General features: G+C 68.4%; 13 protein-coding genes and 2 tRNA genes. 12 read left to right on the top strand and 3 right to left on the bottom strand.

Going from position 1 to position 26605, the window contains the following annotated elements:
- Nucleotides 1–30: 30 nt before the first annotated feature.
- The 6 genes from recA to VFE83_RS01555 all read left to right on the top strand — a co-directional run bounded on the left by recA (nt 31) and on the right by VFE83_RS01555 (nt 5347).
- Nucleotides 31–1071, top strand: coding sequence for a recombinase RecA (gene recA / locus VFE83_RS01580; protein ID WP_324903111.1), 1041 nt, complete (start codon nt 31–33; stop codon nt 1069–1071).
- A 31-nt stretch (nt 1072–1102) separates the two neighbouring features.
- On the top strand, nt 1103–1618 hold the full coding sequence (recX, locus tag VFE83_RS01575) for a recombination regulator RecX (protein ID WP_324903109.1): 516 nt from the start codon (nt 1103–1105) through the stop codon (nt 1616–1618).
- A 273-nt stretch (nt 1619–1891) separates the two neighbouring features.
- Complete coding sequence (alaS, locus tag VFE83_RS01570) at nt 1892–4576, top strand: alanine--tRNA ligase (protein ID WP_414674671.1); 2685 nt, start codon at nt 1892–1894, stop codon at nt 4574–4576.
- Nucleotides 4577–4715: 139 nt separating this feature from the next.
- Nucleotides 4716–4922 (top strand): carbon storage regulator CsrA, encoded by a 207-nt coding sequence (gene csrA / locus VFE83_RS01565; protein ID WP_324903107.1) that lies wholly within the window; start codon nt 4716–4718, stop codon nt 4920–4922.
- Nucleotides 4923–4985: 63 nt separating this feature from the next.
- Nucleotides 4986–5078 (top strand) — tRNA-Ser (locus VFE83_RS01560).
- Between the two features lie 192 nt (nt 5079–5270).
- A tRNA-Arg gene (locus VFE83_RS01555) sits at nt 5271–5347 on the top strand.
- Nucleotides 5348–5500: 153 nt separating this feature from the next.
- Here VFE83_RS01555 and VFE83_RS01550 read toward each other — a convergent pair.
- Together VFE83_RS01550 and tviB are read right to left on the bottom strand one after the other, a co-directional pair.
- Nucleotides 5501–6586: an NAD-dependent epimerase gene (locus tag VFE83_RS01550; RefSeq protein ID WP_324903106.1), complete on the bottom strand. Its 1086-nt coding sequence runs from the start codon at nt 6584–6586 to the stop codon at nt 5501–5503.
- A 2-nt stretch (nt 6587–6588) separates the two neighbouring features.
- Complete coding sequence (tviB, locus tag VFE83_RS01545; RefSeq protein ID WP_324903110.1) at nt 6589–7857, bottom strand: Vi polysaccharide biosynthesis UDP-N-acetylglucosamine C-6 dehydrogenase TviB; 1269 nt, start codon at nt 7855–7857, stop codon at nt 6589–6591.
- A gap of 302 nt (nt 7858–8159) precedes the next feature.
- Between tviB and VFE83_RS01540 the strand changes: the two genes are divergently transcribed.
- Both VFE83_RS01540 and VFE83_RS01535 read left to right on the top strand, forming a co-directional pair.
- The gene (locus tag VFE83_RS01540) at nt 8160–8954 is read left to right on the top strand and encodes a 4'-phosphopantetheinyl transferase family protein (protein WP_324903105.1); all 795 of its coding nucleotides are present in this window, start codon (nt 8160–8162) and stop codon (nt 8952–8954) included.
- Nucleotides 8955–9091: 137 nt separating this feature from the next.
- Complete coding sequence (locus VFE83_RS01535; RefSeq protein ID WP_324903104.1) at nt 9092–10486, top strand: TIGR03013 family XrtA/PEP-CTERM system glycosyltransferase; 1395 nt, start codon at nt 9092–9094, stop codon at nt 10484–10486.
- A 42-nt stretch (nt 10487–10528) separates the two neighbouring features.
- Here VFE83_RS01535 and VFE83_RS01530 read toward each other — a convergent pair whose 3' ends face one another.
- A complete protein-coding gene (locus VFE83_RS01530; protein WP_324903103.1) occupies nt 10529–11212 on the bottom strand; it encodes a J domain-containing protein in 684 nt (227 codons plus the stop codon).
- A gap of 346 nt (nt 11213–11558) precedes the next feature.
- On the opposite strand from VFE83_RS01530, the gene VFE83_RS01525 reads away from it, so the two are divergent.
- Genes VFE83_RS01525 through VFE83_RS01510 form a run of 4 tightly spaced genes read left to right on the top strand, consistent with a single transcriptional unit; the run spans nt 11559 to nt 26603 of the window.
- A complete protein-coding gene (locus VFE83_RS01525; RefSeq protein WP_324903102.1) occupies nt 11559–18821 on the top strand; it encodes a polyketide synthase in 7263 nt (2420 codons plus the stop codon).
- Complete coding sequence (locus VFE83_RS01520; RefSeq protein ID WP_324903101.1) at nt 18818–24934, top strand: non-ribosomal peptide synthetase; 6117 nt, start codon at nt 18818–18820, stop codon at nt 24932–24934. The genes VFE83_RS01525 and VFE83_RS01520 overlap by 4 nt, the downstream gene beginning before the upstream one ends.
- Complete coding sequence (locus tag VFE83_RS01515; protein WP_324903100.1) at nt 24931–25737, top strand: hypothetical protein; 807 nt, start codon at nt 24931–24933, stop codon at nt 25735–25737. The genes VFE83_RS01520 and VFE83_RS01515 overlap by 4 nt, the downstream gene beginning before the upstream one ends.
- Nucleotides 25734–26603: an alpha/beta fold hydrolase gene (locus VFE83_RS01510; RefSeq protein ID WP_324903099.1), complete on the top strand. Its 870-nt coding sequence runs from the start codon at nt 25734–25736 to the stop codon at nt 26601–26603. The genes VFE83_RS01515 and VFE83_RS01510 overlap by 4 nt, the downstream gene beginning before the upstream one ends.
- Nucleotides 26604–26605 lie beyond the last annotated feature (2 nt).

Raw genomic sequence — 26605 nt, 5'->3', positions numbered from 1 at the left:
TTCCAACTGACGACGCAAAGGACCACCGCAATGGACGAGAACAAGAAACGCGCCCTCTCCGCCGCCCTCACGCAGATCGAGAAGCAGTTCGGCAAGGGCTCGGTCATGCGCATGGGCGACCGTGCGGTCGAGGTGACCGAAACCATCGGCACCGGTTCGCTGATGCTCGACATCGCGCTGGGCATCGGCGGCCTGCCCAAGGGCCGCGTGGTCGAGATCTACGGGCCGGAGTCCTCCGGCAAGACCACGCTCACCCTGCAGGCCATCGCGCAGTGCCAGAAGCAGGGCGGCACCGCCGCCTTCATCGATGCCGAGCACGCGCTCGATCCCACCTATGCGCAGAAGCTGGGGGTCAATGTCGACGACCTGCTGGTGTCGCAGCCCGACACCGGCGAGCAGGCGCTCGAGATCGCCGACATGCTGGTCCGTTCGAACGCCGTCGACATGGTCGTGGTGGACTCGGTCGCCGCGCTCACGCCCAAGGCCGAGATCGAGGGCGAGATGGGCGACCAGCTTCCCGGCCTGCAGGCCCGCCTGATGAGCCAGGCGCTGCGCAAGCTGACCGGCAACATCAAGCGCTCGAACTGCCTGGTGATCTTCATCAACCAGCTGCGCATGAAGATCGGGATCATGATGCCGGGCCAGAGCCCCGAAACCACCACCGGCGGCAATGCGCTCAAGTTCTACGCCTCGGTGCGCCTGGACATCCGCCGCATCGGCGCGATCAAGAAGGGCGACGAGATCATCGGCAACCAGACCCGCATCAAGGTGGTCAAGAACAAGCTGGCGCCTCCGTTCAAGCAGGTCGTCACCGAGATCCTGTACGGCGAGGGCATCTCGCGCGAAGGCGAGCTCATCGACATGGGCGTGGAGGCCAAGCTGGTCGAGAAGTCCGGTGCCTGGTACGGCTACGACGGCGAGCGCATCGGCCAGGGCAAGGAAAACGCCCGCCAGTACCTGAAGGACAATCCGCAGGTCGCCGCCAAGCTGGAAGCGTCGCTGCGCGAGAAGTTCGTCCCGGCCGAAGCCCGTCGCGACGAAGATGGCGACGACGCGGGTCAGGACGACTGATCGAGCGGGATGAACGTGGCGACGGTCGAACATGCGTGACGATCCGCCCGCCGGTGACGATGCCCGCGGCGGCTCCGGCCGTCGCCGCCGCACTCCTGTCCGCGAGCAGACCCCGGTGCAACGCGCGCTGGGGCTGCTGGCCCGTCGCGAGCATTCGCGCAAGGAGTTGAGCCGGAAGCTCACGTCCCGCGGGCTCGATGCCGACGAGGTCCAGGTCGCCGTCGACCGTCTGGCGGGGGAGGGGTGGCAGGACGATGCCCGGTTCGCGGAGAACCTGGTCCGCAGCCGCGCCGCGAGCGGCTATGGCCCCATTCGTATCCGCGCGGAGCTGTCCACACATGGGCTCGACCGCGAGGCCATCGCACGGGCCATGGATACCTTCGAGGGCGACTGGCCCGAACAGGCCCGGGACCTGGTCCGGCGCCGATTCGGACCGGACGTGGGCGAGGACCTCGCCAGGCGCCGCAAGGCCGCCGATTTCCTGATCAGGCGCGGTTTCGATGGGGCCAGCGTCAGGGCCGCAACGCGTTTCGACCCCGACGATTGATCGCAACCTGGCGGTGCTCGCGTATGAGCCGGCTTGCTGACGACCGTGCCAGCGCTAAGATCACCAACGTCGACACGCTGTCACCTTCCGTCGTGAGCAAGTTCGCTCCGACGCCATCGCGCGTTGCGCGCCCGAGCGATTGTGGCGTCCGCCTGCGTCCCAGCCATCCGCAGCGGAAAACCCCACAAGCAGCCCCCCGCGCATCCTGCTACGCTAGCCTGCTTTCGGGTTTGGGTTGCCTGCTCCAGTCGACGCCCCCATCGTGAGGAGGGCATGGGCCGGTCCGCGTGGTTCCGGCCCGCTCCACGACTTCGCGCGACAGGCATGAAAACCACTACCGAAATCCGCAGCGATTTCCTCGAATTCTTCCGTAGCAAGGCCCACACCATCGTGCCGTCGGCACCCCTGGTGCCGGCCAACGACCCGACGTTGCTGTTCACCAACTCGGGCATGGTCCAGTTCAAGAACGTGTTCCTGGGCAGCGAGAAGCCCGGTTATGTGCGCGCGGCTGACGTGCAGCGCTGCCTGCGTGCCGGCGGCAAGCACAACGACCTGGACCAGGTCGGCTACACCGCGCGCCATCACACGTTCTTCGAGATGCTGGGCAACTGGTCGTTCGGCGACTACTTCAAGGTCGATGCGATTACGTGGGCCTGGGAGCTGCTGACGCAGGTCTGGAAGCTCGACCCCGCGCGCCTTACCGTCACGGTCTATCACACCGACGACGAGGCCTACGGCATCTGGGCCAACCAGATCGGCGTGCCGCCGGAGCGGATCGTCCGCATCGGCGACAACAAGGGCGCTCCGTACGCCTCGGACAACTTCTGGCAGATGGCCGACACCGGCCCCTGTGGTCCGTGCACCGAGATCTTCTACGATCACGGCGATCACATCGCCGGTGGTCCTCCGGGCTCGCCGGACGAGGACGGTGACCGCTACATCGAGATCTGGAACCTCGTGTTCATGCAGTTCGACCGGCAGCCCGACGGCACGCTCGTGCCACTGCCGGCGCCGTGCGTCGACACCGGCATGGGCCTGGAACGTCTGGCTGCGGTGCTGCAGGGCGTGCACGGCAACTACGACATCGACCTGTTCCGTCACCTCATCGCGAAGGCCGCGGAGTTCACCAGCACGCGTGACCTGGACAACAAGTCCCTGCGCGTCATCGCCGACCACATCCGCGCGTGCGCGTTCCTCATCGTCGACGGCGTGCTGCCCAGCAACGAAGGCCGCGGCTACGTCCTGCGCCGCATCATCCGCCGCGCGCTGCGCCATGGCTGGATGCTCGGGCAGAAGCAGCCCTTCTTCCATCGCATGGTCGCGCCGCTGGTGGAAGTGATGGGCGATGCGTATCCGGAGCTGCCGGCCAAGCGCGAGTTCGTCGAGCGTGCACTGCTGGCCGAAGAAGAGCGCTTTGCCGAGACGCTCGACTCGGGCATGCGCATCTTTGATGAAGTCGCTTCGCGTTCGAACACCACCATCCCGGGTGTCGACGCGTTCCGCCTGTACGACACGTACGGTTTCCCGGTGGACCTGACCGCCGACATCGCGCGCGAGCGTGGCCTGACCGTCGACATGGCCGGCTTCGACGCGGCGATGGAACAGCAGCGCGAAACCGCGCGCGCTGCGGGCAAGTTCGGCAATGCCACCTCGATGCCGGCCGAACTGGCCGCGCAGCTGGCGCCAACGCAGTTCCTCGGCTACGAACAACTGGTCGGCGACGACCTGCAGGTACTCGCGCTGCTGAAGGACGGCAGGCCGGTCGAGCGCATCGAAGCCGGCGAGGAGGCCGTAGTCATCCTCGATCGCACTCCGTTCTATGCCGAGGGCGGCGGACAGGTGGGCGACACGGGCGATCTCGAAGCCGGTCCCGCCCGCTTCGCGGTGCGCGACACGCTGAAGTTCGCCGGTCAGTTCCACGGACATGTCGGCACGCTCGCCAGCGGAACGCTGCAGCGCGGCGACCGCGTGCGTGGTGCCGTCGACGGCGTGCGCCGCGCGGCCACCGTGCTCAACCATTCGGCCACGCACCTGTTGCATGCCGCGCTGCGCGGCGTGCTGGGCGATCACGTTGCCCAGAAGGGCTCGCTGGTCGCGCCGGATCGCCTGCGTTTCGACTTCGCGCATTTCGCGCCCGTCGGCGCCGACGAACTGGCCGAGATCGAGCGCCGCGTGAATGCTGAAATCCGCCGCAACCATGCCGCGGAAGTCCATCACATGGGCATGCAGGAAGCGCTGGATTTCGGCGCGCTGGCGCTGTTCGGCGAGAAGTACGGAGAGCGCGTGCGCGTGCTGCGCATGGGCGATTCCTCCACGGAACTGTGCGGCGGAACGCACGTGTCGCGCACGGGCGACATCGGTCTGTTCAAGATCGTTTCGGAAGGCGGTGTTTCCGCGGGCGTGCGTCGCATCGAGGCCGTAACCGGGCAGGGCGCGCTCGACTACGTGGCCGAAGAAGAGCACCGCCTGGACGAGGCGGCGCGGCTGCTCGGCGGCAATGCGGCCGACGTCGGCGAGAAGCTGCGCAGCTTGCTGGATCGCTTCCGCAAGCTCGAGCGCGAGGTCGAGTCGCTGAAGGCCAAGGCGGCTTCGGGCGCGACCTCGGACCTGGCGGCCTCGGCCAAGGACGTGGGCGGCGTGAAGGTCGTGGCGACGCGGCTGGAAGGCTTCGACGCCAAGGCGCTGCGCGACGCCGTGGACCGGCTCAAGCAGCAGCTGGGCGATGCCGTCATCGTCCTTGCGGGTGCCAGCGAGGGCAAGGCCGCCCTGGTGGCAGGCGTGAACGGAAGCGCGACCGGCAAGGTGAAGGCGGGTGAACTCCTTGCGCACGTTGCCAGTCAGATCAATGGCAAGGGCGGCGGCCGACCCGACATGGCCCAGGGTGGTGGCGAGGATGGCCCGGCCCTGGTCCAGGCCCTGGCGGGCGTAACGGGCTGGGTCGAAAGCCGGCTTGTCTGAACGGTGAACGCTGGTTTTCCGCGGTTGCGGGCCGGTCTGGCCGGCCGCTAAGATGGCCCGCGTTTGTTTCGCAATATTCGTGGGCGCTCTGGAGCGCCAACTTGCCGGCCCAGGGTGTCCGGCCATAGGAGATGTATAGATGCTGATCCTGACGCGTCGCGTCGGTGAGACCTTGATGATCGGCGACTCGGTGACCGTCACCGTGCTCGGCGTCAAGGGAAACCAGGTGCGCATTGGTATTACCGCACCGAAAGATGTCGCGGTTCACCGTGAAGAGATTTACCAGCGCATCCAGCGTGGTGAGGAACCCGGTGACAACGACCCGGGCAAGCAGAACGCCGGCTGACAAATCGTTGCCGTGCGCCGGGCGAGCCGTTATGCTTGCGCCCCCGCAGTTTTGAAGTACCGCGGAGACTTGCCCGAGAGGCCGAAGGGGCTCCCCTGCTAAGGGAGTATGGGGTCAAAAGCTCCATCGAGGGTTCGAATCCCTCAGTCTCCGCCAGTTCCATCGGACCACCGGAACCAGATTGCATGCATTCTGGTTGCTGACAAAGGCTCGCCGTGTCAGCCAGGCCGGATCACGGTCCACACGAATCCGCGCGGTTCGTGCTGTCGATCTGCAAAGCAGGTGCGACAGAAGTGTTCGAAAAATGTTTGACGAATCGGCAACGATCCTTCATAATTTTTCAACTCAGCGCCCGTAGCTCAGCTGGATAGAGCACCAGGCTACGAACTTGGTGGTCGGGAGTTCGAATCTCTCCGGGCGCGCCATACAAGACGAAAGGGCCGATGCGAAAGCATCGGCCCTTTCTCTTTGCGTCCCGCCCACGCGACGTGGCGAGCTTGATCAACGACTCCGCGCGCGCAGGTGATGCGGCATGGTGACGAGTCGCAAGCCCCGTGCCGCAAGCAGCGGTGTCGCCGTCAGCTTTCGAGAACCTGCATGGCGGCCAGCGATCCACGTGCCTTGCGGCGCACGCGGTCTACCCGGCGACGCCGGGCGATGCCATAGTAGCGGCAGTACCACTCGACGAATTTCGCCACGCCTTCCTCAACGGTGATGCGCGGCGCGTAATCCATGTCGCGCGCCAGGTCGCTGCAGTCTGCTTCCGTCGCCGGTACGTCGCCCGCCTGCAGCGGCAGCAGTTGCAGCGTCGCCCTGCGTCCCAGGCACTCCTCCAGCACCTCGATGTAGTGCAGCAGTTCCACGCTCTGGTCGCTGCCGAGGTTGTACAGCCGGTAGGGCGCGACACCGCTGGTGGCGGGGTCGGGTTGGTTTCCCAGCCAGTTCGTGTCGGCAGTGGGGACGCGATCGAGCGCGCGCACCACGCCACCGACGATGTCGTCGATGTAGGTGAAGCTGCGCTTGTGCCGTCCATGGTTGAAGACGCGCAGCGGCTCGCCGGCCAGGATCGCGCGGGTAAACAGGAACAGCGCCATGTCGGGCCGGCCCCATGGGCCGTAGACCGTGAAAAAGCGCAGGCCCGTGCTCGGCAGGCCATAGAGGTGCGCGTAGCTGTGCGCCATCGCCTCGTTGGCCTTCTTGGTCGCGGCATACAGCGTGAGCGGATGCTCGGTGAGCTGGTGCTCGGAGAACGGCATCGCTGTGTTGGCGCCGTAGACCGAACTCGTCGAGGCATACACCAGGTGCGCCACGTCGTGATGGCGACAACCTTCGATCACGTGTAGGAAGCCGGTGACGTTGCTCGCCACGTATACGTGCGGATTCTCTGCGGCATAACGCACGCCGGCCTGCGCGGCCAAGTGCACCACGCGGTCCGGACGATGCGTGCGGAATAGCGACTCTACTGCATCGCGATCGGCCAGATCGCCGTGCACGTGCGTGTAGCCTGGATGCGCCGCGAAGCGCGCAAGCCGTGCGCGCTTGAGTGAGACATCGTAGTAATCGTTGAGGTTGTCGAAGCCCACGACCTCGTCGCCGCGTGCGAGCAGTTCCATCGCCACATGCGAGCCGATGAATCCGGCGGTTCCGGTGACCAGTACCTTCATCGTCACAGCCGCCCATCCACCGCATTGCGTGGCAGCACGTACTTCACGTCGTAGACCACCGAGACCGGCTTGCCGTAGGCGCGCACGCCGGCAGGCCCCAGTTCCGCGAACTCCCGATGCGCGACCGCGACGATTACGGCGTCGTAGGCGCCGCGATCCGGGTCGACGACGGGCGCGATGCCGTACTCATGCACGGCGTCCTCGGCGTCGACCCAGGGATCGTGCACGTCGACGCTGGTGTTGTAGCCGCGCAGCGCATGCACGATGTCGACCACGCGCGTGTTGCGCAGGTCGGGGCAGTTCTCCTTGAAGGCCAGTCCCAAAATCAGGATGCGCGCCTGCACGGGATTGATGCCACGACGCACCATCAGCCGCACGACTTCGCCGGCGATGTAGGCACCCATGCCGTCGTTGGTGCGCCGCCCCGCCAGGATCACGTCCGGGTGATGGCCGATCTCCTGCGCCTTGTGGGTGAGGTAATAGGGATCCACGCCGATGCAGTGGCCGCCCACCAGGCCGGGGCGGAAAGGCAGGAAGTTCCACTTGGTGCCCGCTGCCTGCAGCACTTCCAGCGTGTCGATGCCGAGCTTGTTGAACAGGATCGCCAGGTCGTTGATCAGTGCGATGTTGAGATCGCGCTGCGTGTTCTCGATGACCTTGGCGGCCTCGGCCACCTTGATCGAGCTGGCGCGATGCGTGCCCGCCTCGATGATGGAACCGTACAGGCAGTCGACGAAGTCGGCCGCTTCCGGCGTCGAGCCGGACGTGATCTTGAGGATGCTCGTGAGGCGGTGGTCCTTGTCGCCCGGGTTGATGCGCTCGGGACTGTAGCCGGCAAAGAAGTCGCGGTTGAAGACCAGCCCGGACACGCGTTCCAGGATCGGCACGCACACTTCCTCGGTGCAGCCCGGGTAGACCGTTGATTCGTACACCACCACGTCGCCCGGCTTGAGCACCTTGCCGACGCTCTCGCTGGCGCGTGCCAGCGGGCCCAGGTCGGGACGCTTGGCCGCATCGATGGGCGTGGGCACGGTGACGATGTAGACGTTGCATGCGCGCAGCGTGTCCAGCTCGCTGCTGCAGCGCAGCCTGCGGGAGCGCGCAAGTTCGTCCGACTCGACTTCCAGCGTGCTGTCGCGGCCTGCCCGCAGTTCGTCGACGCGCGCGCGGTTGATGTCGAAGCCGACCGTCTCGAAACGGTGGCCGAACGCCACTGCCAGCGGCAGGCCCACATAGCCCAGGCCGACCACGCCGACGCGTGCGGTTTCCAGTGTGGGCGGTGCGATGGTGCCGCCGGCGCTGGCCGCCGCCGTGCTCGCATCGCGCGTCGGCCTATGGACCAGCCGTTCCCCGATCTCGGTTGTGTCCATCCGTCATGCCTGTTGGAGGAATCGAAGGGCGAGCGTGCGTGCCGTGCGCGCATCGTCTCGTCCGCCTCGATGCAGGTAACGCGAGTCGGCGGCGGAACAGGACGCGCGTGTGATTTTCGACCGGCGTGTCCTCGTGCGCGGGCGACCTGCGTTTGCAGCCAGTACTGACGAACACCGGCCGGGCCGGGACAGGGGGAGGGGCGATGGCAGCAGTCGCGCGACGGCAGCAGGATCCGGATCGCACCTTGGCCCAGTCGTTTGCCTGCGCGCCGATGCCTTTGCAGGGATGCCTGGTGGCCATCGCCGAACTCGCTTGCTGGCGACCGTGGCTCGACGACGCATGGGCCCTGCTCGATACACCCGAACGCGCACGCGTCAGCCAGCGTCGCTTTCCCGCCGACCGCGAGGCGCTGGCGTTGACCTATGCGCTCCACCGGATGTTCGTGGCGCACGCACTGGGAATCGCGGCGGACGCGGTGGTTCTGTCGCGCGACGCGCAGGGACGGCCGTGTCTGGAAGGCGACGACCTCCATGGCCTGCCGATGTACACCAGCCTCAGTCACGCCGACGGCGTCGCTGCCTTCGCGCTGTGCGCGCGCGGCCCGGTCGGCGTGGACATCGAGGCGTCGTTACGCGCGGGCGAGTTGCCGGGCATCGCCGCGAGCGTGTGTCATCCGTCCGAACTGCAGTCGCTGGCCGGCTTTCCGGAGCCGTCCTACAGCCGGGCACTGCTTGCACTGTGGGTACGCAAGGAGGCGTTGCTGAAGGCCGAAGGCATCGGACTGGCGCGCGAGATGAACACCTTCCGCGCCAGTGCGGGAGAGGAAGTTTCACTGGCCGGGCGCACGCGGGATGACATGGCGTGCAGCGTGCGCCTGGCGATGCTCGATGTGGGCGAGCGATGGACTGCGGCGGTCGCGGCGCCACGCGACGCTGCAGTCGGATGCCATTGGCTGCATCCGGATGCTGGCCGGCCGGGTGCGGGAAGGGCGTTGTAGGGAGAGCGTCGTCGGGGGAGCGGCATCACCATGGCGGACGAAGCCGTCGCCATGGCGCACCGCTCCGACGCGAAGGATCGCAATGACATCCGCATGCGCGCACAACTTCGCGCGTGCGCAGGCATGGGAGTGGGGTCATGGGTTTGGGCAAGGCGAGTCTGAAGAATCGCGCGCTGCTGCTGCTGTGGCTGCTGGAAGTGGCGCTGGTGATGGCGGCGGTGATCGGCGCGGCGTGGCTGCGTTTCATGAACGATCCGGAAGGCCACGAGATCTTCGCGGAGAACCTCGCGGTGCGTGCGCTGCTGGTGGCGATGTTTGTGACCACCGCGATGGCGGCACTCGGCCTGTATGAGGTGCACGTCCGGCTCAACCGTTTCGAACTGGCGCTGCGCCTGATGGTGTCGTTCGCGCTGGGCGGCATCGGCCTGATGGTCCTGTACTACCTGATCCCCTGGGCGTACATCGGACGCGGCGTAATCGTCATCGCGATGGTGCTTGGCATGCTCGGCATCGCACTGTTGCGCTACTGCGTCACGCACGTATTCCGCGGCGGGCTGTTCAAGCGGCGCGTGCTGGTGCTGGGTGCGGGCCGCAATGCGGACCTGATCAACACGCGCATGCGCCGCGACAGCGACCGCCGTGCGTTCACGCTGATCGGCTTCGTGCCGATCCATGGCCAGGACGCAGCCGTGGCTTCGGCGCTGTGCATTCCGGCCCCAGGCGGGTTGTCCGAACTGGTGCACCAGCTGCAGATCAGCGAAGTCGTCGTGGCGCCGGACGAACGTCGCGGCGGCCTGCCGATGGAAGAGATGCTGACCTGCGTGCAGCGCGGCGTAGCGATGACCGACCTGTCGACGTTCTTCGAGCGCGAGGCGGGCATCGTCACCACCAACCTGGTCGATCCGTCGTGGCTGGTGTTCTCCGGAGGGTTCGACCATTCCACCTCGCGCTGCGCGATCAAGCGCCTGTTCGACGTGATGTCGGCCTCGGCATTGCTGCTGGTGACGTGGCCGCTCATGTTGCTGGTGGCGCTGTGCATCCGGCTGGAATCGCCGGGTCCCATCCTGTACCAGCAGACGCGCATCGGCGAAGGCGGGCGTCCGTTCGAACTGGTGAAGTTCCGCAGCATGCGGGTGGATGCCGAGGGCGACGGCGTGGCGCGCTGGGCGCAACAGGGCGACGACCGCACCACGCGCGTGGGCAAGTTCATCCGCTTGACGCGGCTGGACGAGCTGCCGCAGTTGTTCAACATCCTGCGTGGCGAGATGAGCGTGGTCGGCCCGCGGCCCGAGCGCCCGCAGTTCGTCGACATGCTCAGTCGCGAAATCCGCTATTACGCCGTACGCCATTGCGTGAAGCCGGGCCTGACCGGGTGGGCGCAGCTGCGCTACCCATATGGCGCCTCGGTGCGCGACGCCGAAGAGAAGCTGAAATTCGACCTGTTCTACGTGAAGAACCACGGCTTGGTGTTCGACCTGATCATCCTGCTGCAGACGGTCGAGGTGGTGCTGTTCCAGCGCGGATCGCGCTGAAGCCTGTGAGCAGCCGGCGCGTTGCGTCGCGCCGGTAACGAATCACGGCGAGGCCAGGTCCTCTTCCTCGCGCACCGGGCGTGACGTCGGCGCGAGCAGCCGGTTCGGCGCCATGCTCGCCCAATCCACCACGCGGCCCTCATCGAAACGCACCCATGAGGAACCGTAGTTCCACACGCCGTCCTGCACGCGCTCGGGCGAGCCCTGGATCGCGATGACGTCGGCTTCGTCCATGCCCAGCTCCAGGCGCGGCACGTTGGGGTCGGCGACATCCGCGACCGAGCCTGCCGGCTCCGCCTGGGTCTTGACTGGCGAGGACTCCGACCAGTGCAGCACCACCAGCACCACGACGAGCGCGAGCACGCCGCCGACGGCCAACCGCGAGGTCGGATTCGGTGCGGGCGCCTTGCGCCCGGTGGTGGCCAGCGCGCGTGCGACCGTCGGTGCCGGCGTGGGCGCTTCCGTAGCCACGCGCTGTGCAGGCGCGGCGGCCCTGGGTGTAGCGCCGGGCAGGCGGCCGTGGATGCGATGGAAGCGGATCGCACCGGAATACAGCGCGGTGAGTTCGGTGAGCGCGTGATGCGCATCCTGCGAACCGGACTGCTCCAGGTGACGGTCCGGATGCAGCTCCGCGACGCGGACACGATAGGCGCGCTTGAGATCTTCGAGGCTGCAATCGGGATGCAGGCCGAGCTGCTGATACAGAAGCGCGAAGTCCTGGCTCATGGGGCCCCCTTGTCGCGCCCAATCCTAGCCTGAGTTTCGACCTCGCGCATCGCGTGTGGACATGGCCGCTTGCAGCGACGCAAGGCGTTCTTTCCGACGAGTGGGGCGGGAATCGGATGGCCGGCACCCCGGCATTCCATCGTGCCGCGACGCCACGGAGGTGGCATCGCACACCGAAGGACGGCACCGCAGCGCACATGCGCATGGCATCGGAACAAGGAAACGGCGGCCGATCGTCCGCGGTTTGAACGTGATCGTTGCAGGGCGCCCGTGCAAGGGCGTGCGACAAGGGAGCAGGGGCATGAGCAAGCGGGCGGAATCGGTTCGGGCAGAGCGGAGCGGCGCGATGCCGACGCTCGATTCGGCGTTGCTGGACGTGCTGCCGCAGCACGCGGGCGACGAACCGGGCCAGGCGTGCTCGCTCGAGTTCGCCCTGAGTGCCGAGGCCCGGCGTACGCTGGATGCGCACGCCGCACCGGACCTGCTGATCGCCGCGGCGCTGACGGCGGTGGAGGCCGCGCTGGTCGGTGCCGACGAAGTGCTTGCCACCGTCGATGACGGCAACACCACGCGCCAGGCGCGCGTTGCCGTTGCGTCGACCGATGCCGCCCGCCTCGCCGATCTGTTGCGCAACGGTGACGCAGTGCCTGCGCCGCAGCCGTGCGCGTGGACCGCCGCCGCGCAAGGCATTCCGGCGCACGCGTCGTCGGCTTGGCGGACGGTGGCCGGCGCATTGCAGGTGGGGTACCGTGCGCCGCTGACGTATGACGCTGTGCGGATACTGGGTCTTGCAGCCGCACGCGCACTGCACGCGATCGCCGTGGAACCGTCGCGGCCGCTGGCCGACATGGACGTGCTCGAGCCGGCCGATCGTGCGCGCCAGACCGGCGAATGGGCCAACGCCGCCGCTTCGCGTACTCCGTTCGAAACCGTGCACGACGCCTTCGCGAATGCACGCGATGCATCGCCCGAGGCGATTGCCGTGGTGCACGGCGAGGCATCGATCACCTATGCGGCGCTCGACCGGCGCGCCGCGTCGCTGGCGACGCGCCTGCGCGAGGCCGGAATCCGTGCAGGGGACATCGTCGGTGTTGCGTTGCCGCGCTCGATCGATGCAGTCGTGGCGCTGCTGGGCACCATCAAGGCCGGCGCGGCGTACCTGCCGCTGGACCTGACGCTGCCGCACGACCGTCTGGCCTTCATGGTCGAAACCGCCGGCGTACGCGCGATCGTCGTGGATCCTTCGCACGACCTGCGTGTCTTGCCGCAGGGGCCGGCCCGCATCTCCGTCGAAGGCGACGACGCCCCGCTGGACGCATACGAAGTGGACGGCGACGCCCTGGCCTACGTGCTGTTCACGTCCGGCTCGACCGGCGTGCCGAAGGGCGTCGAAATCCGTCAGCGTTCGCTGGTACGGCGTCTGCACGGCGTGGATTACGTACGCCTGGACCAGGACTCGCGGATCCTGCACGCGGCTCCGCTCGGTTTCGACATCTCCGGCTTGGAGTTGTGGGGTGCGCTGTTCAACGGCGGCACGGTGGTCGTGCATGACGAGGCGGTGCCCACCGCGGCACGACTGCGCGAGAACATCGCGCGTCACCACGTCACCCACGGCATCATGGCCGCGGCGCTGTTCAACGCGGTGGTGGACGAGGATCCGACCATCTTCGCCAGCTTGCGCGAGCTGATCGTCGGCGGCGAGTCGCTGTCCGTCGATCACATCCGCCGCATGCAGGCCATTGCGCCGGACCTGCAGCTGCACAATGGCTACGGCCCGACCGAGTGCACGATCATGTGCACCGATCATGCGATCCCGCGCGATCTGCCGGCCGACGCCACCACCATTCCCATCGGTCGCCTGCTGGAAGGCACCACTGGCTACGTGCTCAACCGCCGCCTGCGGCCCGTGCCGACCGGCGTGATCGGCGAGTTGTGCATCGGCGGCGTGGGCGTGGCCCGCGGCTATCTCGGACGGCTGGAACTCAACGCGGAACGATTCGTGCCCAGCCCGTTCGTGGAGGGCGACGTGCTGTATCGCACCGGTGACCAGGTCCGGTACTGCGAACGCGGAGAGATCGAATTCGTCGGCCGTACCGATGCGCAGGTGAAGATCCGTGGCCATCGCATCGAGCTGACGGAAATCGAGGCGGTGCTCGCCCGTCATGCGGGCGTGGCGACCTGCAGCGTGGTGGCGCGTGCGGACTTTCCCGGCGAGAAGCGGCTGGTCGCCTACTACGTGCCGGCCACCGCCGAAGTGCACGCCCCGCAGTTGCGCGCGCACCTCGCCGCCGCGCTGCCGGCTTACATGGTGCCCACTCGCTATGTCGCGCTGGAGCAGTTGCCGCTGACGATCAACGGCAAGGTGGACCGCCGCGCACTGCCGGCCCCGGACCGTCGCCGCCCCGAACTCACCGTCGATTACGCGCCGCCGGCATCCGCGCTGGAAGCGAAGCTGTGCGACGCATTCGGCGCGCTGCTGGACATCGAGGGCGTGGGGCGGCAGGACAACTTCTTCGAACTGGGCGGCAGCTCGCTGCTGGCCGTGCGCCTGGCCGAGCAGATCCGTAACGAAGGCTGGCAGACCGGTGACGATGCGCCGCGTGTTGCCGCACCCACGATCTTCCAGAACCCGACGCCGGCCCGTCTGGCGGCGGTGCTGACGGGCGCCGACCAAGCGCCGGTCGCGCGTCGCGCGACGGGATCCGCAGGCAAGACGCATCACGAACCCATCGCCATCATCGCCATGGCCGGCCGTTTCCCCGGCGCCGCCGACGTGGAGGCGTTCTGGGACAACCTCTGCGAAGGGCGCGATTCGATCAGCAAGTTCCGCATCGATGAGCTGGATCCGTCGATCCCCGCGGGCGATCGCCACGACCCGTCCTACGTCGCCGCGCGCGGCGTGATCGACAACGTCGAACTGTTCGACGCGGCCTTCTTCGGCATCGGCCCGCGCGAGGCCGAGCTGATGGATCCGCAGCAGCGGATCTTCCTGGAACTGTGCTGGGAGTGCCTGGAGCGCGGCGGCCATGCGCCCGACGGCCTCGACGCGGCCGTTACCGGAATTTTCGCGGGCATGAACAACGCCACGTATTTCCAGCGCCATGCGTCCGCGCATCCGGAACTGGTCAACCGCGTCGGCGCGCTGCAGGTGATGCTGGGCAACGAGAAGGACTACATCGCCACGCGCGTGGCGCACAAGCTCAACCTCACCGGCCCGGCGGTGAGCGTGCACACAGCGTGCTCGACGTCGCTGGTGGCCATCGCGCAGGCCGTGGAAAGCCTGCAGTCCGGGCTGTGCGACATGGCGCTGGCCGGCGGCATCGCGGTGACGTGCCCGCCGCGCAGCGGCTACCTGTACCAGGAAGGTTCGATGCTGTCGCCCGACGGGCACACGCGCACTTTCGACGCGGACGCGAAAGGTACGGTGTTCGGCGACGGCGCGGCGGTGGTCCTGCTGAAGCGGTTGTCGGATGCGATTGCCGACGGCAACCCGGTGTACGCGGTGATCCGCGGCGCCGCGCTCAACAACGATGGCGCGAACCGCGCCAGCTTCACCGCGCCCAGCAGCGAAGGGCAGGCCGCGGTGATCGCGCTGGCGCACGACAAGGCCGGTGTCGATGCGCGTTCCATCTCGTACGTCGAGGCGCACGGCACCGCCACGCCGCTCGGCGATCCCATCGAGATCGAAGGTCTGACCCGCGCGTTCCGTCGCAGCACGGCGGATACGGGCTTCTGCCGCATCGGCTCGCTGAAGAGCAACGTCGGTCATCTGGTCACCGCCGCCGGTGCGGCGGGCGTCATCAAGACCGCGCTTTCGCTGCACGAAAAGCGCATTCCCGCGAGCATCCACTTCCGCTCGCCGAATCCGACCATCGACTTCGCCAGCTCGCCGTTCGTCGTCAACGCGGCCATGAGCGCGTGGGAAACCGACGGCGCCGCGCCGCGCCGCGCGGGCGTGAGCTCGTTCGGCCTGGGCGGAACCAATGCGCATGCCGTGCTGGAAGAAGCGCCGCCGCTGCCGGAATCCGGCGAAGCGGAAGGCCCACAACTGCTGGTGCTGTCGGCCCGCACGCCGGCCGCGCTGGGCATGGCCGCGACGCAACTGGCCGAGCACCTGCAGGCGAATCCGCACGAAAACCTGGCCGACGTGGCGTGGACGCTGGCGGCCGGGCGCAAGGCGTTCGCGCATCGCCTGGCCGTGGCGGCGGACGATGTCGCGTCCGCCGTGGACGCCCTGCGCGCTCCGGATACGCAGGCGGACGCCGCGCGCAGCCGTCCGGCGCGCACCAGCGGCGTGGTCTTCATGTTTCCGGGGCAGGGCGCCACCTACGCCGGCATGGGCCGCGGCCTGTACGAGTCCGAACCGGTCTTCCGCGATGCCATCGACGAATGCGCGAGCCTGCTGCGCGACACGCTCGGCTTCGATCTGCGCGAGCGCATGTTCGGCGAGGACGCCGAGGCACTGCTGCCCACGTCGGTGATGCAGCCGGCGACGTTCGCCATCGAGTACGCGCTGGCGAAGCTGTGGATGAGCCTGGGCGTGGAGCCCGCCGCGATGATCAGCCACAGCATCGGCGAGTTCGTCGCCGCCACGCTGGCCGGTGTGTTCGAGCTGCGCGACGCACTGCACCTGGTGACGCGTCGCGGTGCGCTGATGCAGGCCGAGCCGGCAGGCTCGATGCTGTCGATCCGCCTGCCGGCGGCGGCCGTGCTCGAACGCCTTCCCGAGTCGCTGTCGCTGGCCGCGGAGAACTCGCCGCTGGCCTGCGTGGTCGCCGGCCCAGGAGACGCCGTCGCGGCGTTCCAGTCGCAGCTGGAAGGCGAAGGCGTAGCCTGCCGCGCGCTGCGCACCTCGCATGCGTTCCACTCCGCGATGATGCAGCCGGTGGTGGAGCCGTTCCGCGCCGCCGTGGCCGCGGTGAGGTTGAACGCGCCGACGCGGCCCATCGTCTCGACCGTGACCGGCGCGTGGCTGGATGCCACCGAGGCGACCTCGCCCGATTACTGGGCCCGCCACCTGCGCGAGCCGGTCCGTTTCTCCACCGCATTGCAGGCGCTGCTGGACGACCCGGCGCGCGTGCTGCTGGAAGTGGGGCCGCGCACCACCTTGAACGCGCTGGCGCGCCAGCAGCCGGCACTGCAGAAGCAGCGCATCGGCACCGTCGCCAGCCTGGCGGACAACGCCGTGGACGAACGCCGGTCGCTGCAGGCCGCGGCCGGAAAGCTGTGGAGCCTGGGCGCCGCGATCGACCCGAAGTCCTTCGACCGGCGCGCGATCCGCCATCGCCTGCGCCTGCCGACCTATCCGTTCGAGAGACAACGTTATTGGGTGGAGGCGGTGGCGGCGAGCCCGAGCAACGTCGTCCCGCACCCCGCCGTTACTACCGCCGCACGCATTCCGACCGTACTGGAGACCGTCATGCCGCAGCCCACGCCCGTCGCCGCCGTCCCACCCGCCGCGCCCACCCCCGGTCGTCGCGAGCGTCTGGTCGGCCAACTGCGCGGCCTGTTCGAGAACGTGGCCGGTTTCGACATGAGCGATGCCGACGCGGACACCAACTTCATCGAACTGGGCCTGGACAGCCTGATGCTGACCCAGGTCGCGGTGCAGCTGCAGAAGAGCTTCAACGTGCCGGTGAACTTCCGCCAGCTGATGGGCGACTGCTCCAGCCTCGACCGCCTGGCCGGCATGCTGGACGCCGAGCTGCCACCGGAGGCCGCGCCGGCGCCCGTCGTCGTGCAGCCGGCCGCATCGGTGGCGCCGGTTGCCGTGGCGCAGATCGCCGCGGTATCGCCCGTCGCGATGCCCGCGCTGGACGGTGGCGGCGACTTCACGCGCCAGGTCATCGCGCAGCAGATGCAGCTGATGGCGCAGCAGCTGGCGTTGCTGTCAGGTGCCACCACCGCGCCAATGGCTGTGCCGACCGCAGCCGTTCCGGTCGCAGCCGCCGCGGCCGTTCCTGCGCCGGCAGTCACGGCGCCCGCGCCCCAGCCGGCCGCGTCGGCCGCGCCACCGAAACCCGCTGAAGCCGAGGAAGACACCGGCGCCGTGCAGCAGAAGTACGACGTCAAGAAAGCCTTCGGCGCCATCGCGCGCATCGACAACGGCGTCGATACCGACCTGTCGCCGCAGCAGAAGGCCAAGCTCGATGCGTTCATCGGTCGCTACGTCGCGCGCACCCGCAAGTCGAAGGAATACACGCAGGCCAACCGTGCGCAGCTCGCCGATCCGCGTGTGGTCAACGGTTTCCGCCCGCTGACCAAGGAGATCGTCTACCAGATCGTGGTGGAGCGCTCGAAGGGCTCGCGCGTGTTCGACATCGACGGCAACGAGTATGTCGATGCGCTCAACGGCTTCGGCATGAGTCTGTTCGGGTGGCAGCCGGACTTCGTGCTCGACGCCGTGCGCGAGCAGCTCGACAAGGGATACGAGATCGGCCCGCAGCATCCGGTTGCCGGCGAGGTCGCGCAGCTGGTGTGCGAGCTCACCGGCCACGACCGCGCGGCGTTGTGCAACACCGGTTCCGAAGCCGTGCTTGGCGCGCTGCGCGTCGCGCGAACCATCACCGCTCGCAGCACCGTTGTGCTGTTCACCGGTTCGTACCACGGCATCGTCGATGAAGTGATCGTGCGCGGTACCAAGTCGCTGCGCGCGGTGCCGGCCGCGCCGGGCATCCTGCGCAATACCGCCGAAAACGTGCTCGTGCTCGATTACGGCACGCCCGAGGCGATGGAGATCATCAAGTCGCGCATCCACGAGATCGCCGCGGTGCTGGTGGAGCCGGTGCAGAGCCGCCGCCTGGACTTCCGTCCGGTCGAGTTCCTCAAGGAACTGCGCCAGCTCACGCAGGACAACGGCGCGCTGCTGATCTTCGACGAGGTCGTCACCGGCTTCCGCTCCAACCCGGGCGGCGTGCAGGCGATCTTCGGCATCAAGGCCGACCTCGCGACCTACGGCAAGGTCGTCGGCGGCGGTTTCCCGATCGGCGTGATCGCCGGCAAGCGCGAGTACATGGACGCGCTCGACGGCGGCCACTGGCAGTACGGCGACGATTCCGTGCCGACCGTCGGCGTGACGTATTTCGCCGGCACCTTCGTGCGCCACCCGCTGGCGCTGGTGGCGGCCAAGGCCGTGCTGGAGCACTTCAAGCGCGACGGCGGCGAATTGCAGAAGCGCCTCAACGCGAAGACCGAAGCGCTGGCCGCGGACATCAACGCCTACTGCGCCGACGTCGGCGCGCCGGTGTCGGTGAAGCAGTACGCGTCGGTGTGGAAGACGCACTGGCACGAGGCGCATCCGCTGCAGGACCTGCTGTTCGCCTCGATGCGCCTGCGCGGCATCCACATCCTCGACAACTTTCCGTGCTTCATCACCACCGCGCACAGCGACGAGGACATCGCGCGCATCGGGACCGCCTTCAAGGAGGCGGTGGCCGAGCTGCAGGACATGGAGCTTCTTCCGCGCCGCGCCGCGACGCCAAAGACGGTGATGGACGCCAGCAAGCCGGTGGCGCCCGGCGCGCGCCTGGGCCGCGAGCCCGACGGCACGCCCGCATGGTTCGTGCCCAACCCGGAACAGCCGGGCAAGTACATGAAGGTGAGCGCATGAATGCAATGACCCTGGCGAACGGAAGCGACACGGCCGTCGATTACGATCCGTTCGCCGACGGTCCGCTGGCGCGCGTGGCGCCGACGACCGAGCCGCAGCGCGAGGTGTGGCTGGCCGACCAGCTCGGCCGCGATGCGTCGCTGGCGTACAACGAGTCGATCTCGCTGCATTTCCGCGGCGCGCTCGACCCCGGTGCACTGCACGCGGCCTTGCGCGCGCTGGTGGCACGGCACGACATCCTGCGCGCCAATTTCGGTCCGGACGGCCGCACGCTGTGCGTCAACGACGAGCGCGCGATCGAGCTGCCGCTGATCGACCTGTCCACGCTGGACGAAGCCGAACGCACCGAGCGCGTCGCCGCCCATGCGCGCAGCGTCGTCGAGGAGCCATTCGACCTTGACCACGGCGAGCTGCTGCGGGCGCAGCTGCTGAAGCTGGCGGCTGGCGAACACCTACTGGTGCTCACCGCGCACCACATCGTCTGCGATGGCTGGTCGTGGTGGGTGATCGTGCGCGAGCTGGGCACGCTGTATTCGCAGGCGCTGGGCCAGCCGGTTGCACCGCTGCCGGCGGCGGAATCGTTCGCCGACTATGCGCTGGCCGAGGCCGAGCATCCGCAGGGCGCCACCTACCGATCCGACGAGGCGTACTGGCTGAAGCGCTTCGCCGACGGCGGCCCGATCCTCGACCTGCCGACCGACCGCCCGCGTCCGTCGCGCCGCACGTTCCCGTCGGTGCGCGAGGACCACCTGCTCGACAACGAACTGGTCGCCGCCGTGCGCCGCCTGGGTGCGCGCCAGGGCGCGAGCCTGTTCGCCACGCTGCTGGCCAGCTTCGCCGGGTTGCTGTCGCGGCTCACCGCGCAGAACGACGTGGTGGTCGGCATTCCCGCCGCGGGACAGTCGGTGGACGGCCACGACCATCTGGTCGGACATTGCGTCAACCTGCTGCCGCTGCGCTTCGAGCTGGACCACGCGCAGCCCTTCGAACAGGCCCTGGGCCAGGCGCAGGGCACGCTGCTGGATGCGATCGAACACCAGCGCTACACCTTCGGCACGCTGCTGAAGAAACTGCCGCTGCAGCGCGATCCCGCGCGCCTGCCGTTGTGCAGCGTGATGTTCAACATCGACCAGGCGATGGACCAGGAGAGCACCGGCTTCCACGGCCTGGGCATGCGCCTGATCACCAACCCGCGCCTGTACGAAAACTTCGAACTGTTCGTCAACGCGGTGCAGGTGCAGGGCGGCATGCGCCTGGAGTGCCAGTACAACACCGACCTGTTCGACAACGCGACGATCCGCCGCTGGCTGGCCGCGTACGAAACGCTACTGCGCGAAGCCGTGGCCCGGCCTGATCTTCCGTTCGGCCGCCTGAGCGTGGTGTCCGACAGCGCACGCGAAGAGCTGCAAGCGTTGCAGCCGGCGCCCGTGCCGTTCGACCGCGAATGCCGCATGCATGAGTTCTTCGAACGCCAGTGCGATCGCACGCCGGAACGCGTCGCGCTGGAGTTCGACGGCGCGCACGTGAGCTACGCGGACCTGGAAGCGCGCTCCAACCGCATCGCGCACCTGCTGCGTGCGCGCGGCGTGCGGCGTGGTTCGCTGGTCGGCCTGGTGCTCGACCGCGGCATCGACATGCTGGCCGGGTTGCTGGCGGTGCTGAAGTCCGGCGCGGGCTACGTGCCGCTGGATCCCAACTTCCCCGCCGAGCGCCTGTCGTACATGGCCGGCGACGCGGGCCTGGCCGCGCTGGTGACGACGTCGAAGCACGCGGGCCATTTCGACCTGCGCGGGCGCCCGGTGCTGGCGCTGGATACGCTGCAGGACGAACTGTCCGCGCTTCCCTCCACGCGCATCGGACGCGACGAGGACACCGCGCAGCCGGAGTCCGTGGCGTACGTGATCTACACCTCCGGTTCGACCGGTCGCCCAAAGGGCGTGCAGGTGCCGCATCGCGCGGTCAGCAACTTCCTGGCCAGCATGGCGAAGGAACCCGGCCTGGGCGCCGACGACCGGCTGGTCGCGGTGACCACGCTGTCGTTCGACATCGCCGTGCTGGAGTTGCTGCTGCCGCTGAGCGTGGGCGCGCGCGTGGTGCTGGCCGACCGCGTCACCGCGGCGGACGGCGTCGCGCTGAAGGCGCTGATCGCCAGCAGCGGCGCGACGGTGATGCAGGCCACACCGGCCTCGTGGCGGCTGCTGCTCGACGCGGACTGGCAGGGCGATGCGAACTTCAAAATCCTCTGCGGCGGCGAAGCGCTGCCGCAGGATCTGGCCGCGCAACTGCTGCAGCGCTGCGGCTCGCTGTGGAACGTGTACGGCCCGACCGAAACGACCGTGTGGTCGACGTGCTCGCGCGTGGTGTCGCCGGACGATATCCACATCGGCCGGCCCATCGACAACACGCAGGTGTGGATCCTCGATCCGCGCGGCGAGCTGTGCCCGCTCGGCGTGCCGGGCGAAATCTGGATCGGCGGCGATGGCGTGACGCTGGGCTATCTCAATCGTCCGGAACTGACGTCGGAGCGTTTCGTCACCGATCCGTTCTCGGCAACGCCGGGCGCGCTGCTGTACCGCACGGGCGACCGTGGCCGCTGGCGGCCCGGCGGCGTGCTGGAGCATCAGGGGCGCCTGGACTTCCAGGTGAAGGTGCGCGGTTATCGCATCGAGCTGGGTGAGATCGAAGCGCTGCTGGCGGCGCATCCGCAGGTCGCGCGCACCGTGGTCGTCGCGCGGGAGGACCGTCCCGGCGACGTGCGCCTGGTGGCGTACGTGGTGGCGGGCGACGCCGCGCTGCAGGCAGGCGAGGGCGAAGCGCAGCTGGCCTCGTACCTGCGCGGTTCGCTGCCGGACTACATGATCCCGCAGCACATCCTGTTCCTCGACGCGATTCCGCTGCTGCCCAACGGCAAGATCGACCGCAAGTCGCTACCCACGCCGGACCTGACCGTGAAGCTGGCGGGTGAACGCACCGCGCCGCGCAACGCGCTGGAGCGCACCATCGCCAAAGCGATGGCCAAGGTGCTGGGCGTGGCGGAAGTCGGCGTGGATGATGACTTCTTCTCGCTGGGCGGGCACTCGCTGCTCGCCGCGCAGCTGACCTCGCGCATCAACAAGGAACTGGGCATCGCCCTGTCGCTGCGTGCGCTGTTCGACGGCCCCACTGTCGCGAAACTCGCGCGCATGGTGCAGGGCATCGACGGTGAGGCCGCGCCGAAGCGCGAGCCGATCAAGCCGCTTGCCGATCGCACGCGCGGGCCGATGTCGGTGATGCAGGAACGCCTGTACCTGCTGGAGCAGTTCAATCCCGGCCAGATCACCTACAACACGCCCAGCGCGCACCGCCTGCGCGGGCCGTTGCAGCTCGGCGCCTTCCAGGCGGCGCTGGACGCGATGATCCAGCGCCAGAGCGTGTTGCGCACCACCATCGGGCTGGTCGACGGCGAGCCGATGCAGATCGTGCACGACGTGGTGGACGTGGATATCACCGACGTGGTGGACGTCAGCCACCTGCCGCGCGAGGAACGCGAGGCGGAAGTCTCGCGCCGCATGGACGCGCTGATCCAGACGCCGTTCGAACTCGACCGCGCACCGCTGATCCGCTCGCGCCTGTTCCGCCTCGGGCCGGAAGAGCACGTGTGGTTCTTCATGACCCATCACCTGATCTGGGACGGCTGGTCGTTCGACCTGATGTACACCGACATGGCCGAGCTGTATGCGGCGCAGCTGGAAGGCCGCGAGCCGCAACTGCCGGAACTGACTGTGACCTATGCCGATTTCTCCGCATGGCATCGCGAATGGCTGCAGGGACCCGAGTACGCGAAGCAGTTGGCGTTCTGGCGCGAGCGCCTGGGCGGCGTCGGGCAGGGCGCCGGCAGCAAGGGCATCGAGGCATTGCCGACCGATCTGCCGCGCCGTCCGGGCATGTCGGGCCGCGGCGTCACGCACCGCATCAACGTCGCGCAGGACGTCACCAGCGCGCTGCACGACACCGCCAAGCAGGTGGACGCCACGCTCTACATGGTGCTGCTGACGGCGTACTTCGCGCTCATCAGCCGCACGTCGGGCCTGCGCGAGCTGATCGTCGGCACGCCTGTGCGCGGCCGCAACACCGCGGAAGTCGAGAACCTGATGGGCTACTTCACCAGCCTGCTGCCGCTGCGGCTGGAGGTCGACCCGTCCATGACCTTCGCCCAGGCGGTGAAGCAGGTGAAGGACGTGGTGCTGGACAGCTTCGCGCATCCGGACATCCGCCTGGAGGACCTCGTGCGCGAACTGAGCGTGCGCAGCCGTGAAGGCGGAGCAGTGCTGTACCACGCGCTGTTCTCCTTCCAGGACATCCGCCAGCGCGTGTGCAGCTGGGGCCAGCTCACGCACGAGCGCTACCCGGTGTTCCAGACCGCGTCCACGCAGGACCTCGGGTTGTGGTTCGTCGAGCAGGACACGGGCCTGTCCGGTGGCTTCATCTACAACGCGGACATCTTCCTGGACGAAACCGCCGCCCTGCTGCGCGACCGCTACGTCGCGGTGCTGAAGGCACTGGGCAGCAATCCGTCGCTGACGCTGGAGGAGATCACCCGCTTCGACGACGGGCAGCCGCTGCAGTTCGGCCGCAGCGCGGACGTCGGCGAAAGCGTGGCGCCGGCACCGCGCCAGGCTGCGGGCAGTGAACTGTACGAACCGCTGGACGAGCTGGGCGAACAACTGCTCGCGATCTGGCGCGATCTGCTGCGCAAGCCCGACGTCGGCGCGGACGATGATTTCTTCTCGCTCGGCGGCCATTCGCTGCAGGCGGTGCAGATGTTCCACCGGTTCAATCGAGAGACGGGCGTGAACCTGCCTCTGGCGACGCTCCTCACCGCGCGCACGGTGCGTGCGCTGGCGCACGAGTACCGCCGCGCATTCAACGACGCGCACGCTGACGAAGGCCGGCCCGATCCGTGGGCACCGCTTGTGCCGATCCGCCCCAACGGCGATCAGCTGCCGCTGTTCCTGGTGCACGCGGTGGGCGGCAACGTGCTCAACTATCGCCCGCTGGCCGATGCCATGCCCGAAGGCATCCCGGTGTACGGCCTGCAGGCGCTGGGCCTGGACGGCCGCACCGCGCCGCTGGACAGCGTGGAAAAGATGGCCGAGCGCTACGTGCGCGAGATCCGCAGCGTGCAGCCGCACGGTCCGTATCACCTGGCCGGTGGCTCGATGGGTGGAATCATCGCCTACGAGATGGCCCAGCAACTGGCACGAGTCGGCGAGACGGTCGGGATGCTCGGCCTGGTCGACACCTCCGCCGAGTTCGGCATCCGCTATCGGGACGAAGCCAGGCGAGGCCTGTCCGCACGCGTGCAGCGCCTGCACCGGCGGATGCAGGGCCAGTCGCTGGGCGAGCGCATCGCGACCATCGGCGGCGTGGTCAACGGCCGGCTGCAGGCGTCCAAGGTGCGCCAGCAGGCGCAGCAGGCACGCGAGGCCGGCGAGGCGCTGCCGCACAGCGTGCGCTACGCCGAACTGGAAGCCACGCACATGCGCGCCTACGTGAAGTACGTCGTGCAGGCGTATCCGGGACAGATCGTGCTGTTCCGCGCGGACGAACAGCCGCAGGAGCTGCGCGCCAAACCGGCACTGGGCTGGGAGGGCATGGTCGATGCGGTCGAGGTGGTATCCATCCCGGGCGACCATCGCGGCATGATTGAATCGCCGGCGCTGGTGACCAAGCTCAGCGCCGCCATCCTGCGAGCGCAGGGCCGCGACGATGCAGGTGCTTCCACCGCCGCTGCGCAGCCATCGCAAGCGCGCCGCGCGGACGAGGCCGACGCACGAGTGGATTACCTGCGCGACCTGTGGAAGGAGCTGCTGGGCACGGACGTGGACGCGGCGGACAACTTCTTCGACCTCGGCGGGAACTCCATGCTCGCCGTGCAGATGTCGAGCCGCGTCGCCAAGGACACGGGCGTGCGCATCCAGCTGATGCGGCTGGCCACGCAGAACCTGGCGCAGATCGCGGCCGAGCTGCCGCCCGACTTCCATGGCGTGGCACGGACGGCGGAGCAGGGCATGCGCGCACGCATGGCGCGCAGCATGAAGCGGCTGCTGGGCGCGACGGGAGCAGTGGAATGAGCGCGCCGTTCTTCTTCGGCGAACCGGGGCGCACGCTGTTCGGCCTGCTGCATGGCCGTGACGAGGCAACGCCCGGCTCGGGCCAGGGGCTGTTGTTGTGCGCGCCACTGCTGCAGGACGGCATCCGCGCCCATCGCGCACTGTGGGCGCTGGCGCAGGCCGTCGGCAGTTACGGCATCCCGACGCTGACCTTCGACTGGTATGGCAGCGGCGACTCGGATGGGACCGATACCGAACTCACGCTGGACGGCATGCTCCACGATCTGGAGCAGGCGTCCGCCGAACTGCTGCATCGCGGTGCGACCCAGCTGCAATGGCTGGCACTGCGCAGCGCGGCGCTTCCGCTGCTGGCGTTCCTGGCACGCAGGTCGGCACCCGCCGACGTGGTGCTGTGGGATCCACAACTGGATGGCGCACGGCTGGTCGAAGGGTGGCGGCACCAGCATCGCGTGCAGTTGCACGACGCGGGGCGATACGCGAATGCCCGCCACGAATCCGACCCTGGCGAGCTGCTCGGCTTCGGCGTGGACGACGCGCTGCTCGAATCGCTCTCGGCGCTCGACGCCGCGCAGCTGAAGCTGCCCCGCGGCAGCCGCATACGCATGGCGGTGTGGGAGATGGACGACGAACTCGACCGCTTTGCCCGCGAACAACGCGCCAATGGTGTGTCGGTGGAAGCCGTGCTGCTCGAAGAGGGCGAGCGCCCCGAATGGAACGTGCCGTCGCGTTTCGGCGGCCAGGTGTTCCCGCGCCGCGCGGTGGCCCAGCTTGCGCAGCGCATGACCGCACAGGTGCCGTGGTGAACCTGCAACTCGACAATCCCAGGGAGCTGACGGACGCGCATCAGCGACTGCCGGCGATGTGCGCAGCGGCGTCGAACGAGTCCGCGCGTTCGTTCGGCGACGGTCTGGTTGGCGTGATCACGCGTCCGCATGACGCGACATCGCGGGTGGGCGTGCTGCTGCTCAACGCCGGCATCACGCGCCACGTCGGGCCGTTCCGCGCGCACGTGGACCTGGCGCGCACGCTGGCGGAGCAGGGCTTCGCGGTGCTGCGATTCGACCAGTCCGGCCTGGGCGACAGCGCCCTGCCGGCCCGTGCGGAAGGCAACCGCCGCCAGCGCGACATCGACGCGGCGATGCAGTTGCTGATGCAGGAGACGGGTGTCGAGCGCTTCGTGCTGTGCGGCCTGTGTTCCGGCGCGGACGACGCCTTCCACGTGGGCGCGCGTGACGAACGCGTCGCCGGCGCCATCCTGCTGGACGGCGTGGCGTATCCGACGCCCGGCTTCTGGCTGCGCCATGCGCTGCCGCGGCTGCTGAACTTCGGCAAGGTGCTGCGCTACCTGATGGCGCGGCGAAATCCGGGACCGTCGCTGTCGGACTTCCGCGACTGGCCCTCGCGCGCGCAGGCACGGCAGATGCTCGCGACCATGGTCGAGCGCGGCACGCGGCTGCTGTTCGTCTTCACGGGCGGCGCGTACCACTACTTCAATCATCGTGCCCAACTCGTGGCCAGCCTGGGCAACGCCGCCGCGTCGCCGCGGGTGAGCCTGGAGTTCTGGCGCGAGTACGACCACACCTTCTACCTGCGCAAGCATCGCCGCGTGCTCATCGCACGCATCGCGGCGTGGATGCGCGAGGAGTTCGCGGGCGCGGAGCCGCGCTGACC

This window comes from Lysobacter sp., from assembly GCF_035655815.1.
GTDB lineage: Bacteria > Pseudomonadota > Gammaproteobacteria > Xanthomonadales > Xanthomonadaceae > Lysobacter_J.
This window is presented reverse-complemented; position numbering and strand designations above follow the sequence as displayed.

Coding starts and splice junctions, on each gene's coding strand:
- recA (WP_324903111.1), top strand. CDS start 31: ATGGACGAGAACAAGAAACGCGCCCTCTCCGCCGCCCTCACGCAGATC.
- recX (WP_324903109.1), top strand. CDS start 1,103: ATGCGTGACGATCCGCCCGCCGGTGACGATGCCCGCGGCGGCTCCGGC.
- alaS (WP_414674671.1), top strand. CDS start 1,892: ATGGGCCGGTCCGCGTGGTTCCGGCCCGCTCCACGACTTCGCGCGACA.
- csrA (WP_324903107.1), top strand. CDS start 4,716: ATGCTGATCCTGACGCGTCGCGTCGGTGAGACCTTGATGATCGGCGAC.
- VFE83_RS01550 (WP_324903106.1), bottom strand. CDS start 6,586: ATGAAGGTACTGGTCACCGGAACCGCCGGATTCATCGGCTCGCATGTG.
- VFE83_RS01540 (WP_324903105.1), top strand. CDS start 8,160: ATGGCAGCAGTCGCGCGACGGCAGCAGGATCCGGATCGCACCTTGGCC.
- VFE83_RS01535 (WP_324903104.1), top strand. CDS start 9,092: ATGGGTTTGGGCAAGGCGAGTCTGAAGAATCGCGCGCTGCTGCTGCTG.
- VFE83_RS01530 (WP_324903103.1), bottom strand. CDS start 11,212: ATGAGCCAGGACTTCGCGCTTCTGTATCAGCAGCTCGGCCTGCATCCC.
- VFE83_RS01525 (WP_324903102.1), top strand. CDS start 11,559: ATGCCGACGCTCGATTCGGCGTTGCTGGACGTGCTGCCGCAGCACGCG.
- VFE83_RS01520 (WP_324903101.1), top strand. CDS start 18,818: ATGAATGCAATGACCCTGGCGAACGGAAGCGACACGGCCGTCGATTAC.
- VFE83_RS01515 (WP_324903100.1), top strand. CDS start 24,931: ATGAGCGCGCCGTTCTTCTTCGGCGAACCGGGGCGCACGCTGTTCGGC.